Here is a 14,756-nt window from a genome sequence, read left to right as displayed (position 1 = left end):
CACCAGTAGATGTACCAGTTTTGTCGATAGCAGAACCAACGTTGTTTACGATGGAGTTGCCACCAGTTGTATTACCAGCTGCATCTTGGAAGGATACGATAACGTCACTTGCAGGAACATCATTACCAGCAGAACCGTCAATGTTTGTTGTGAAAGTACCATCTGGACGTTTAACTACTTTAGTGCCATCAGCTTTAGTGTAAACTGCTGGAGTTACAGCATTTACAGTGTAAGTTTTTTGGCCTGTTGTAGCATCAGATGCTTCAGATACAGTTACATTGTCACCAGCTTTAACAACTGTGCCAAGACCAGTGATTACTTTCTTACCATCATCAGTGATGTTGGAAAGATCTTGTTTAGCAATACCAGTGATTTTAGCTTCTTCGTTAGCTACTGGGTTACCATTGCCATCAACGTAAGTCATTGTTACGCTGCCGTCGTTTTGTACAGCATAGCTACCAGGTGCAATATGTTTTTCATCATCAAGGGTTGCTACTGTTTTAGTAGTTGTACCACCGTCATTAGTGTATGTAATGCGGTCGCCATCTTTCTTGATTGTAGTAGTGTTACCAGCTGCATCTTGTAAGCCGATTTCTTTTGTAGTTACTTTATCAGTAGTTACACTTGTAAGATCTTTAAGATCGCTATCAAGGGAATATGCAACTTCTGTATTGCCGTCAGTATCGTTAGTTTGTTTTACAGTTAAGTTTTTACCTGCTTGCATTGTAACAGATTTAGTATCAGCAATATTTTGAACAGTATCACCAGAATGTGTGCCTTCAGTAGTAGATGCTACACCAGATTTCAAGTTCCATGTAGATGCCGCTGCACCAGCTGCAACATGTAAGTCATATGTTACTTGATCGCCATTTTCTGTTTTGTTAATTGTTACAGAATTATCGTTAGAAGTAACAACTGTACGAGCGCCTTTCAATTGATCGTAGTTAACAGCGTCAGTACCATCAGTAGCAGGACCTAGGTTAGTGATTTTGCTACCACCCATGTTGATTGGGCCACCAGTAATGTTAATGGAGTTAGGGCCAAATGTCATTGTTGGGCCACCTGTTGTATTAGCAATAGATGTAATACCTTTCAAGTCGCCAGATACATTTACTTTATATGGATCGGCAGCTGTACCAGTACCAGTTACTGTTGTATTTGTACCATCAGTTACTTTTGTTAAGTTTGCACTTACTGTGTAAGTTTTTTGACCTGTTGTAGCATCTTCAGTATCAGTAACAGTTACATTATCACCAGCTACAACTTTAGAACCAAGACCAGTGATTACTTTCTTACCAGCATCAGTGATGTTGGAAAGATCTTGTTTAGCAATGCCTTTAATAACAGCATTTTCACCTGTTACTACAGTACCGTTACCATCTGTATAAGTCATAGTAACATTACCGTCAGCATCTACTGTATATTCATTACCAGCAGTTGTAGGTGTGATATGACGTTCAGCAGCTTTTACAGCATACAATTGGCTACCATTTACAGCATCTGTAGATGTGCTGCTAATAGTACCAGGAGCTACGTTAGTAATTTTTTGGCTACCTGCATCGATACCATTTTTTGTAACAGATGGGCCACCAGAAATTGTAAGACCATCATTATTAACTTTAGTATCACCAACAGTCAAGGAACCAGCATTAGTAAGAGTTACATTATCATTCAAATTAAATTTAACAACACCATCGTTACCGATTTCTGCTGTTGTATTTGTACCATTAGTGAAGTCTAAACCTTTATCTAATTTTACTGTTTTATCACCAGTGCCATTAGCTTTGTAAGTTAATGGAATTTGTTTAGCAGCTTTATCACCATCGAAGGTAACAGCATAAGTTGTATTATGGTTAGTTTCATCAGCAGTAGGTGTTACAGTAATAGGATTATCAGTGTTACCACCGTTATTTACTGTCACTGCTTCACGAGCTGCATCTTTAACAGCATTTTTAGAAACAGATACTTCGTATTGAGCACCAGGATCATTTACAGCTTTACCGCCTGCAACAGAAACATCAGCAATGTTAGTATCGCCAGATGCAGCTGCTTTTTTAACTACGCTTTCAGTAGAAGCTGTACCACCTGTCGCAGTAGAGCTTACAGTGTAAACATCTTCACCATTAGCACCTGTAGTTTTGTTAACAGTTACATTTGTACCAGCTTCTACAACAGTTTTAGCTGCTTTCAATTGTTTATAGTTAACTGCATCAGAATCGTCAGTACCAGGAGCTAGGTTAGTAATTTTATTACCATCTACGCTCAAGTTACCGCCAGAAATAGTTGTGCCACCACCATTGTTCAACGTGATTTTAGTAGTACCATTTTGGATACTTTCAATATCTTTAAGAGTGGAGCTCAATGCATATGTATATTGTTGAGTATTAGTACCTAATGTTTGTTCTACTGTAAGGTTTTTACCTGCACTGAAAGTTACTGTATCACCAGGAACTACTTTAGTTGCAGTAGCAGAGCCAGTTAACGTACCACCATTAGCAGATGCATTAGCATTCCAACCAGAGTTGTTAATAGCTTGTACTACATTATCAGTAGTAGCAACACCATTTGGAGAAGGAGCTACAGCTTTACCATTATTATTAGTAATAGTATCACCTGTTGTAAGTTTAACAGTAACACCACTAGCATCAGCAGTTGTGGAAATTAGACCTTCACCTTTAAGGTTCAATGTACCATTGTTCAACAATACATCGCCACTACCACTATTACCAGCATATTTTAAGTTAACATTTTTTAACTGAGCCACGTTAACAGCATCAGTATCTTCTTTACCTGCAGCAACGCCAGTGATTTGACGAGTTGCATTAGAACCATCACCTACAGAAACAGCTGCTAATGTAGATGTTTTTGCATTGCCAGATAAACCAGTATATGTATTTGTACGGCTATCAGCAGGATCGTAACCAGCCACACCTGCTGCAGTAGTTGCTTTAGAATTGGAGCCAAGAGCTACACCATCGGCTACGGATGCAGCAGAATTATAACCTAACGCTGTTGCATTTTCAGCAGATGCATTCGCAGCACGACCAAATGCACTTGCACTATTTGCAGTTGCTTGCGCAACACCACCTACTGCAGTAGAAGCCGTACCAGTGGAGTTAGATTGCATACCAATAGCAATAGAGCCAACACCAGTAGATGTAGTTTTGAAACCATCACCATTACCAGCAATTGCAATAGACCCAGAATTTGTTGCTTCAGTACGGGCACCAATTGCAAGAGAAACGTTACCTGATGCAGTATTTTCACGACCAAGTGCTAAAGTATCTTCTCTGGTCGCTTTATTATCGCGGCCGATAGCAATTTGAGAGTTACCAGCAGATCTACCACCATTTGCAGTAGAATCAGCAGTATTCCCTTTACCAATTGTAATACCGCCACCAGTATTAGAATTGTTGGAACTACCTACAGAAATTGTATCTTCTTTTTTAGCATTAACATTTTCGCCAATAGCCACCGCACGATCACCTGCTGCAGTAGATAATCTACCAACAGCTACAGCACCAGTACCTGTTGTTAATTGTTGCCCAATAGCAACAGAGTTATCACCCGCAGTATTTGCTGTATTAGTTACAGTTGTACCTGTATCAACCCTTTGATTAGACCAAACATTAACCTTATTACCATTAGTATCAGAGCCCGCTTGTACAGGTGTACCCATTTGTGCAGCAGCACCTACCATAGCCAAACCAGCTAATACGCTAGCAAGAGCTTTTTTCTTACCACCATTGTTTTTTGCAACTTCGGAAACTACTACGTAGCACTCTTTAGTTTTGCTCCAAACAACTTTAAAGATTTTATTCATATTACTATGAACCCCTTTCTTAACTAGACACAATTACAATCCTTATAATTAATACTAAATAAATACAAAAGACTAAAAGTCCAAATATCCCATATTCAATGGCTTTCTGAGCGTCCTTCATATTATTTTCATTTTGTGCCATGAACAGAATATCATATATCGAAAATCTTGTAAATAGTTTTCTTCATATTTTTATCATAATTCCCCAAATTTATTGTTAGAACCTTTATTTTGTTAAATAAAATTTAATATACGGGTGGTTTTTTACTCATTTTTTGTGTGTTTTAATCCTATTTTATAAAACTTAATCTATTTTTCTCTATGCAATACAACTTTTTTCAATATTCATATTAACGTAAGTTATAAATAAACGATTAATAGATTTAATCTCATTGATTTCTATCGATTTATAAACGGATCTATATATTATCTATAAAATATAGATCATCGAAGATTTCTATTTTAGATGCTTATGGCTTTTTATACACTATTTCATAATTAATTCATTTATTAGTTTGTAAATGAACCTATCGTGAAATATTTGTCTATTCATAGCCTATATATAATAGAAATTATGATATACTTAATCATAACGAGGTAAAAATAGACCATACATTAACAATGAGGATTTACCATGGACACACAACAAAAAGAAGCATATAAAGATATATATAAAGAAACTACAGAAGACATACCCAAAGGCAATAGCAACGAAGACCAATCTATTAGCCCTCCACCGCATCAAGCGTCTACTGCTCAAGCGGGTATTGAGGCATTAAAGGATTCTTATGATGATTTCCTGTATGTATCTAAAGCCTTTGCTAGTTGTTCTATTAATTCATTAATTGCAACGGCGCGCATCTACGGTCTAGATCCAGCGCCAATTAAGGGTGCTCGTGTGCTCGAGCTAGGTTCCTCTTGTGGCGGCAATATCATTCCACAAGCGCTGTACTATCCAGAAGCAACTTTCACAGGCATCGACCTGTCATCTGTGCAAATTAAACACGGTAACGAATTAATCGAATCTATGGGCCTCACCAATGTAACCTTGTTAGAAAAAGATATCATGCACATCGATGATGACTTTTGTACCTTTGATTACATTCTCGTGCACGGCATCTGATCTTGAGTACCTGACATGGTTAAGGACAAAATCCTCAGCATTTGTAATCGTAATCTGTCTGACCGCGGCATTGCTTATGTATCCTACAACACGTATCCCGGTTGGAAACGATTAGAGCAAATGCGCGATATTATGCTTTACTCTGAAAAGCAATTTAAGTCTCAATCACTGCAAGAACGTACGGCATACACTAAAAACGTGTTAAAACTCATTGGCGAAACGATGAAGATGGACGAGCGTTCCCAAAAACAATCGGGTTACAAAATCGACAATATCAATCGTGTCTTAAGTGCCAATGATTATTATGTAGCTCATGAATATTTAGAAACCTTTAACGATCCTGTGTATGTGTCTGAGTTTATCGAACGTGCTGAACAGCAGGGTTGCGTATATTGGTGATGAAAGCATCGAAAAATCCTTTATCACCTGGCTCGATGATAAGGTAGTAGATAATATTAAGGCCCTTGCCAATGGTAATCATAAAGATAAAGAACAGTATTATGACTTTGTCTATGATACACAGTTCCGCATGGCCTTATTAACAAAACCATGTAACAAAGATAAAATTGTGAGGGACGAAACGGTTCAAAAAAGCATTCTAGATACGCTGTACTTTGCAGCACCTTTTGAAGACCGCTTAGGAATGCCTCCGAATTGGACAGATGCGCTGCGCATTACGCTCAAACAATTTATGTCCTTAGGCAATATGTTTAACCAAGAGGATCCTACATCACAACATCAAGCTTAATTACACAAAGAGAAAGCGTAACTAGTATAGAGTGCCGTCTATATCAGTTACGCTTTTTGATTTGGCTACTACTTAATTATATTTAGAAGTGAGGTAATCCATGTAGTAGCCAATAGTTATGTAATAACCTATTCTATTTTTTGTTTACACGAACCCGTTCGATTGTTGGTTCACCTTGAGCATTTTTCGCTACTGTGTCTACCCGGAACAATGCCATTTCTGGGCTGAATTCAGTAACAAGGCGATCATCTACTATTACGCCGTCTTGGATTGCACGGTATACGATTTGTGCGAATTCATAACGAGTTAACATGCGGTCACCACCAAATGTGCCATCTGGATACCCTTCAACGAGACCACGGCGAGATAAATCGCTTACCGCTTCGTATGCCCAATGATTTGTAGGCACATCTGGGAACAATGTTGTATGGTCAGCTTTCATCTTAGTACCAGCTACGCCGTTCAATAATGCAGTCAATTTTTGGATTTGTGCATTTTGTTCAGCTACAGTTTTCTTAAGAGCCAATACTTCTTTGCCAATAGCTACACGAGAACGAGATACATTGCTATGAGCTCCTACTTTCACAGACAAGCCAGCATTGAATACTGTTTCATCGCTGCCTACTGTGGAACCGATGCTAAGTTGTACATCTTCGTTAGGACGGTAGAAAGCACCGATAGCTGCCGCATCCCCACTACGGTAGTGACCATAACCTGCAGCAAAGTCCCACTTAGCATCTGGATCAAAATCAAGTGGATGTAAAGCCGCCAATGCTGCCGCACCTGCTACAGATTTGTCGATGCGTTTATCCATCTTGGAAAGGTCGCCCTTAATGTTCTTAATATCTGCAGTATTTTTATTGATATTAGTTGTATTATTAGTGATGTTAGTTGTATTGTTATTAATTTGGTTAGCAATATCATCAGCAAGAGAAACTTTATAATCGTAAGTATTACCATTTACAGTTGATGTAACCTTAATATGATCACCAGCTGTTACAGTTGTAACTTTAGAGGATGCTGTGATTTGATCTTGTACACGTTTAAGTTGGGAAACGTTAACCGCATCAGTATCTGCTACGCCAGCTTTCACATTGTTGATGATTTGATCACCAGCACTGATACCATTTGTAGTGTAGTAAACAGTTGTATTACCTTCACTAGCATACATACCGTATTTATCAAATTTTGCTTGTTCTAAGGTATCTGTGTTTTCGATTTGGATACCTTTAGGTGTAACACCGATATTTTCGCTGCCGTTGAAGAAGCGAGCACTGTCTTTATCGATACGAGCACGAACGTCATCAGTGGCTTTACCAAAGTTAACAGAGTTCATCTCCACTAAATCTTTATTTACAGCTACTTTGTATTCAGCACCGCCATTAGCATTAGTACCAGCTGTAACAGTTGTATTATCTCCTGCCACTACAGTAGTATGTTTTTTAGCATCTGCTTCAACAGAAGAGATTTTAGTTTCTACCTTTTTAAGTTGTGCTACATTCACTGCATCAGTATCGTTTGTACCAGCTGCAACAGATGTGATTTGACGTGTTACATCATTAGCTATATCGCCAACGGATACAGCAGATGCTGTCGCTTTCCATGTAGAGCTAGTATCAGTAGATGCTGCTTTGGTGCTGATATCATAACCAGCTGCACCAGCTGCTACAGTCGCTTTAGACTTACTACCAAGAGCTACGCCACCTTCAACAGACACCTCTGTATTATGACCAATAGCCACTGCATCGTTTACAGTTGTAGTAGTTTCTGCATCGCTAGAACCAATAATGACAGAGTTATTAGCACCTGTTACCTTACGGTTATCACCAACGATAACTGTATTATTAGCATCAGATACAGTGTTCTTAGAACCGATGGCAGTTAAATGCTGTACATTAGTAGCTGTATTGCCTACGCCCATAACGAGGTTATCTGCACTTTCAGCGCCGTTAGCACCTGTTACAGTATTATTAATACCAATCATAGATGTGCGCAATGTATAATCTGCCTTGTTGCCACCACCAAAAGCCATTGTGGCACCGCCGCCATCAGATCGTTTAACAGAAGTACGTAATTTCTCAGCTAATGCTTTTGCAGAATTACCACCGCTAGTTGGTGCACCAGAAATAGCTGTAACAGAATTTGTAATTTCGTTACCAGCCCCCATAATAATAGAACCATTGGAATTAAACGTTCTATTTGCTGTACCAACAATACTATTACCTATACCAGAGTAGTCACTAGTTGCAGTCTTAGACTCGATACTATTTAAAGAACCTGTAATAGTTGCACCAAAGTTTTGTGCTGCTTGTGATCTGAATGCTCCACCATCATAGGAACCTGTTATAGCAGAATAGGCACCATTAACTACACCAAAGGTAGCATTATTAAAGCTATTAACACCAACTGTAGTTGCATTTACACTCACATTATGAGAACGCATACTACTAACATCATTTGTATCTACTGTGGTATCCCCAATGTCGCCCTTATAATTATGAGTACCAATCATAGTACCACCAGAACGAGCATATGTATTTTGACCAATAGCTACACCAGTTGGTACTTTAGTTGGATCAGCTGGAACAAATGGTGCTCTTAAACCAAGAAATCCGGAGCCTCGGAATGTAGTCTGATTAAAATTAAAATTAGCCTCTTGCGTACCTGCCATATTTTCAGAAAAAGCTTTTTCACCAATCGCTATGCCACCACCTTGGTTAACATAGTTATTTGTATGTGCACCACTGCCAATAGCAATATCTCCAGTAGCAGGACGATTAGTACCATTTGCATAATTAATTTCAGCACCATTACCAATAGCTACATTTTTAACCTCTGGTGCACTACTACCTGTACCATAAGCAATGCCATTGCCTGAACCTGTTGCAATGTCTGCAGCACTAACTACCATGCATAAACTAGATAACAACACACCGTTAATTAACAATGTTAATAAACGTTTCCGTTTGTTCATGATGAGTATCCTCCATGTACTTTAATTACTATCGTTCTTATAAACAACATGTAAATAATTCACGACATCTTCATGAGTCTTATATGAACATTGTAGCATGAATATCCATTTTGTAAACAATTATATATATATCTTTTAAAAGTATTTAAAAATAGAAACTGTTTTAGTATTACTTGTACATGCAAATGACTTATAAAACCTATAATAGTCTATGTAGTTATATGTTCTAAACCATATGTACCTATATATAATAATGATATATATAGGAATTTATAGATATATAAGGTTATATAAGAAGTAGATAAACTAAAAAGTGGGTAGTTAATCCATACAGATTAACTACCCACTTTCGGTAAGAGGTAAGGCGAACCTCTTACGATTGCCGCATGATTCAAGTTTGTTGTTGAGAGAGAGATTTTTAAGTAAACACAACACAAAAATTATCAAATAGTTGGAGAGTAACTAAGATGAACGGGCAATCACACGGCATCAATAATAAGATAATAACTATATAATACATTAACATATAAGCTATATAACAAATTAAAGTATACGCCACATAGTATGATACAAACTATCCAATATCGTAGTATATATGTCTACATAATAAGATAATGGCTTTTATATAAAGCCATTATCTATAAAGAACAATTGATATGAACACTAACGTTTCCCTTACCTAGAGTATATCACTTATACAGTAACTATAGTAGATTATTATTCATTCAATTTTCATTAAAATAGAATGAATATATAAAACAGCTTGAGTATCCGATTTATTGATTGTGTTATCAAAATTATTGTTCAACAAAAACCGTATTAGTACGTCTTACAAAGTTAAGCATTTTATCACGAACCGTTGTAGATTCTTCTAAACGATGCTTACCACCATACCAAGCTATCGGAGCCCCTGCTAAACGGAATGTAATCTTGCCGTATGCACCGCCAGTGCTATGTTCCGGTTTATTGTAGCCCATATCTACAGATACACGCGGTGTGAGCTGTAATTCAGAGCCAAGGCGCAAGCCATTCTTATCGGCTTGACGTTCTTGATCCCAATGATAGCCTTCTACATAGACTCTAGCCCATCGTGCATTTTTAAAAGTTTTACCATATTCTAAAGTATACCCATTAGCTACACGTTCTAAGGTATGAAGATTTATATCAAGGACACGTTCATCAGAAGCCGATCCATACCAGTTAAAGCGAAACTCGCTTTCACCAGACATATATTCAAGACCTGCACTGAGGCGGTCGTGATGACGCAAGAAGCGATAATCATAAAAGAGATGTGCCCCGTAGATACGACGGTCATCTTGGGAGATACGACGATATCCAACGCCTACGTTAAGAGTTGTCCCCGTATCGGAAGCACGAGATACTCGTTGCTGCGTAAACCACACATCCCGTGACTTATCATCGTAGTGCCCTAAGGGCTGGATAGTCTCTATCGAATATAGAGGTTTCCAGCCCTCTTGGAACTGAAAACTCAGCGTAGTGCGTCGCATCCACGGTTTACCTTTTGCTCCGTACATAGCATTAGATACATTAGACATAGCCACTGCGTTAATAGCACGGTTTACTGCATCCACATCACTATACTGAACCGTCTTAGTTTCCTGCCGATCCATCACGAGCGGACCACCTTGGCCGATGACATGGTCTGGCGTCGCCGCTGGAGTAATATGGAAATCCTCAGCTGTCACCTTGACCTGCTCCTCACGAGGATTCGTCGCCACTGCAAGAGTATGCGACCCTTGGACAGACTGGTCTGTCCCCTTATGCAATTGTTGCTTTTCTGCCTCTGCGGAACCCACACAACACAAAAGGGCACTCAAGGCAACACATACAATACGTTTCATTACTCTCTACACACAAAATTCATGAACAATAAATGAAATATGTATTAGTGTATCGAATAATCTGTATTTATGTCAAGATTAGCGGTTACTAAAGCTCATTATTTTAATGTTATACATTTAATATTATATATATATGAAAATGAGGTAATAACACTGTTATTACCTCATTTTTATAACCTCTATCAATAGTAAAGCCTATTTTTCATTAAGCTTTTGCACAAGCATATCTACTGTTTCTTGTAATTTTTTATTTTGTGCTTCTAATGTATCAACACGTTGTTCTAATGCGTTATAGGATGCAGGAGAAATCTTAGCAAGTGTCTTATTCTCACCGAATTTATAAGACACACCCACATTGGCCATCAAATCACCGCTTACGGTTGTACCTGCTGTGAGAAGTAGGTTTTCTTTCGGATAGTAACCTACGCCAAGAGCCAATGCATTTTCGCCCTTGTAGTGACCATAGCCCCCCATAACTTGAACCTTATGGTCAGGATCAAATTGTAGTGGATGTAATGCAGCTAGTGCTGCGGCGCGAGCATCACCGCGGTTGGATTCTTTTTCCACGTGGCGTACATCGCGATGCAATATATCAATTTGTTGGTTTGTACCATATAACTGGGATCCGTTAACTGCATCTGTAGAATCCGCTGTAATACGACCTGCTGCAACATGAGTGATAGTGCGTTCTTGACCTGCCGCACCAACAGATACAGTAGACACAGGAGCAGTACCGGCGAAGCTATCAGTAACACCATTATTGTAGGTATAACTTGGAGTGCTTACTACATCACTACTTTCAGCAGTAGAATTATTACCTAATACAACTGCATTGTCTAGAGATGTTTTCACATTATTACCCACTACGAATGTATTATTAGCACTCACTTGGTTCTTGTTACCAACACTGTAGGAATTATCTCCCTTAACAGTATCTACATTATACGTACCTACACCAAAGGCGCCAGATTGATTACCTTCAATTTTGTTGTATGCACCTACGGCAGAGTTATTGTTACCGTTAAAGATAACCCCATGGCCCATACCATAGTTAAAATCACCATTTACGCTAGAGTTGGAACCGATTAATACAGTGTTATTCCCTTTACTACCTCCAGCTTGAGAAGCACCAAGCCATACGTTTTTATTACCTTGAGAGTTAGCTCCTGCAAAATAACCTATAGCGATTGTATCGGAAATGGTTGATTTATAGCCTGCTGCAAAGTTAGCTAAGAAGTTATAGTCCCCTTTACCTTCTAAGAAAGTTTTAGCACCTAATGCTACATTGCCACCACCTTGGGAACCATTTAAAGCACTACGGCCAATGGCAATGTTATTGCCCGTTGCATTTGGATCCCCAACATGTGAGTACGGATTACTATTAGCCGCTCCAGTTTGACCGCCTAGATGCACATTGTCTGAATTTGTGAAAGAAGACCAACCTTGCAATCCAATGTTATAGGTTGCACCCCCAGTGGAAACAATAGGAATATCTGCAGCTTGAACCAAGCTTGCCGAAGATATCGTAAGAATGCCGAGTACTGCTAATAATTGTAGTTTCTTTACATAATTCATAATCATACGCTCCCTTATGCTACCGCAAAACAGTTCAACTTCATATTATTCTCATAATTATACAACAAGATTATACTGCTATAGAAATAAAATGTAAATAAATAATAATTCATATAAAACCTATTTCTAATACCTTCATCACATAATATATGCCAAAACTAAATACATACCGTTTTAACAAACAAGCCCCCGTAGGAAAACCTACGGGGGCTATTTGTTTAACAACGACCATATAGCTAAGAGAGAGAGAATACGGTATCCAAAAGGATTGTAATTGCTTTGTAACTAGGAGTAATTGCATATACTTGGATACCTATGTGTAAAATTATCTATAGTACGTAAGGGTTGTCTATATATAAATCGCTATACGGCCATGAATCTAGTATAGTACTATTACCAGTACGATTATGTGATTTTCAACACAAAATATAGAAATAAAATGCTATATGTATAGCTACAATCACATGTATTTACAGAATCAACGTACTCATATTCATAAAGATAAATAGATTATATTCATAGCAATAAATAGCTATACATAAAAAGAGGTAACGACCGTCATCGTTACCTCTTTCCTATGTATATTCAGTTATATCTACTGATTAACGGATGCGTTTAACGCGGTTATTGCCGTCATGCATAGCTTGTTTCAAGCTATAGATTACCATTTCGTTCATGTAGAAACGTAACTCATCATTAGACATGTTAGCTGTATTCTTTTCAAGAATCGCCAAGATTTGACGTTCATATTCAGCTTGGCTCATGTCAGATACAGTTGTATGGTTTGTAAAGAATTCTTTGTAATCCGAGTACAAGCGATCTAATGCTACGCGAGCATAGCTATCTTTTTTATAGCGATGGCTTGTGATGTACCAGCTACGACGAACGTTCATGTAGTACAACACATTGTTAGTGTAGCGTTGTTGACCAGACATAACACGATTGTCGTCTTTGATCAATGCATCGCGCATGCCCAATTGGAATGCTGCGAATTCAGAAACAACGGCCTTTGCTTCTTCGCTAGGAACAGCAAGAGAAATTTCTTGTTGTTCTGTAGTCAAAGGAGCTGACGGTTGTTCAGGCATCATCAAAGGATCTTGTGCCGCATTAGCTTGACCACAAACACATACACCAGCAATTGCCATAATTGGTAATAATTTTATTAATTTCATAAGTTCTCCCCATTAGAAGCCGCCCTCCCCAGAGCGGCTTCATTTATCATACACTAGATATTATCTCTTTAGGAACTGTTAGCCCCATAGAGATCCCCATACTAAGCATGGTAAATTTATTTATACAGTAAGCATCTATCAATAAATCCTAGTATGCTTACTATTTTCATTAGTATACACAATATATCGTATTTCGTCTATATAGTTTTACTTTAACGTTAGAAAAAAACTTTATAGGTACTATATAGTTAATTCTATGATAGATACTATAAAAGCCTCCTAATAATAAAGTCATAACTCTACTATTAGAAGGCTTTATATGTTATCTATTGTACAAAGGGATTATTTAATAAATCTACACTTAGAATTTATGTGTAAATCCTGCATTTACGCCCCAGTCTGCTTGGTAATCACCAGACAAACCTGTAGCAACGTCAGCAAATACGCTATTGTTACTATTGAAGCCATAACGGCCGCCGAATGCCAATTCAGTCCAAGTACCTTTGAGGTCTTGTTCTGTTAATTTCACTGTGCTACCGCTTGCAAATGCAGTTTTTACATTGCCTGTGAAAGCATGACCTGCTGCAAAGCGTGTATAAAGGTTACCATTGCCGAACTGTTTACCCAATTCAAGGCCAAGCTTACCAGTAGTACTATTTACGCCAGATTGGTTAACAGATACATTATCTACATTAAAGTTACGTCCACCAAAGTGTGTAAAGTTCAATTGTGCTTGCGGTTCTACATAGAAACCATTAGCGTATTTCAATGTTTTCCCGTAGCGAACACCGATGCTGTACGCATTAGATTTTGTATCGCCAGACATGGCTTCACCAATTTCATTACGAGCTGTAAAGTCATTAGATACACGACCAACTTGAGTTTCTACATGTACATATTGATCGTTACCAAGGTCTTTCAAACCATAAGCGCCAACGGAGAAGGATTTCACCTTACCGGAACCATCGAATACATAGTCTTCAGAACCGCGAAGGTAGGATACTTGACCACCTACAGTCCAGCCACGGCTGATTTTAGCATCATAACCGCCTTGGATGCGTGTATAATCTGTAGCTGTATCAATACCACTGCCGGAGTAGCTGTACTTACCACCACCGATGCGAGCCCAAATACCAGTTGGTTCACCTTGTTGCAATACGCGAGGGCGATACATATCATCAGCTATTGTACGCCATGCATTGATATTACCTACTACAGCGGAACGAATGCCACGCATATGAGGTGTATCATAAGCACCGCGAATAACAGGGTTAGGATTTACTGGTATTGGAGCAGGAGTTACAGGTGTAACTGGCTTAGGATCTGGAGTTACTGGTGTAACTGGCTTAGGATCTGGAGTTACTGGTGTAACTGGGTTAGGATCCGGAGTTACAGGTGTAACTGGTTTAGGATCCGGAGTTACTGGTGTAACTGGTTTAGGATCCGGAGTTACTGGTGTAACTGGTTTAGGATCCGGAG

The 14,756-nt window shown here is 38.5% G+C and carries 6 protein-coding genes and 1 pseudogene; 1 reads left to right on the top strand and 6 read right to left on the bottom strand.

From position 1 onward, the window contains the following. Nucleotides 1-3,823 (bottom strand): ESPR-type extended signal peptide-containing protein (locus RWZ05_RS08240; protein WP_314643629.1); only part of this gene is annotated, 3,823 nt, incomplete at its 3' end. Nucleotides 3,824-4,457: 634 nt separating this feature from the next. On the opposite strand from RWZ05_RS08240, the pseudogene RWZ05_RS08235 reads away from it, so the two are divergent. Continuing rightward, nucleotides 4,458-5,670: pseudogene (locus tag RWZ05_RS08235) on the top strand (methyltransferase regulatory domain-containing protein); the annotation flags it as partial. Between the two features lie 157 nt (nt 5,671-5,827). On the opposite strand, the gene RWZ05_RS08230 reads toward RWZ05_RS08235, so the two are convergent. From RWZ05_RS08230 to RWZ05_RS08210, 5 genes are all read right to left on the bottom strand, one after another. Continuing rightward, nucleotides 5,828-8,668, bottom strand: coding sequence for an S-layer homology domain-containing protein (locus RWZ05_RS08230; RefSeq protein WP_314643626.1), 2,841 nt, complete (start codon nt 8,666-8,668; stop codon nt 5,828-5,830). A 797-nt stretch (nt 8,669-9,465) separates the two neighbouring features. Next, a complete protein-coding gene (locus RWZ05_RS08225; RefSeq protein ID WP_314643624.1) occupies nt 9,466-10,530 on the bottom strand; it encodes an inverse autotransporter beta domain-containing protein in 1,065 nt (354 codons plus the stop codon). A gap of 195 nt (nt 10,531-10,725) precedes the next feature. Beyond that, nucleotides 10,726-12,105, bottom strand: a complete 1,380-nt coding sequence (locus RWZ05_RS08220; protein ID WP_314643623.1) for a YadA-like family protein — start codon at nt 12,103-12,105, stop codon at nt 10,726-10,728. A 602-nt stretch (nt 12,106-12,707) separates the two neighbouring features. Next, nucleotides 12,708-13,277 (bottom strand): hypothetical protein, encoded by a 570-nt coding sequence (locus tag RWZ05_RS08215; protein WP_314643620.1) that lies wholly within the window; start codon nt 13,275-13,277, stop codon nt 12,708-12,710. 361 nt (nt 13,278-13,638) lie between these two features. Then, nucleotides 13,639-14,756: autotransporter domain-containing protein (locus RWZ05_RS08210; RefSeq protein WP_314643617.1), on the bottom strand; the 1,118-nt coding region annotated here is incomplete at its 5' end.

The sequence above is a fragment of the uncultured Veillonella sp. genome, from assembly GCF_963543145.1.
In the GTDB taxonomy this organism is placed as follows: Bacteria; Bacillota; Negativicutes; order Veillonellales; family Veillonellaceae; genus Veillonella.
This window is presented reverse-complemented; position numbering and strand designations above follow the sequence as displayed.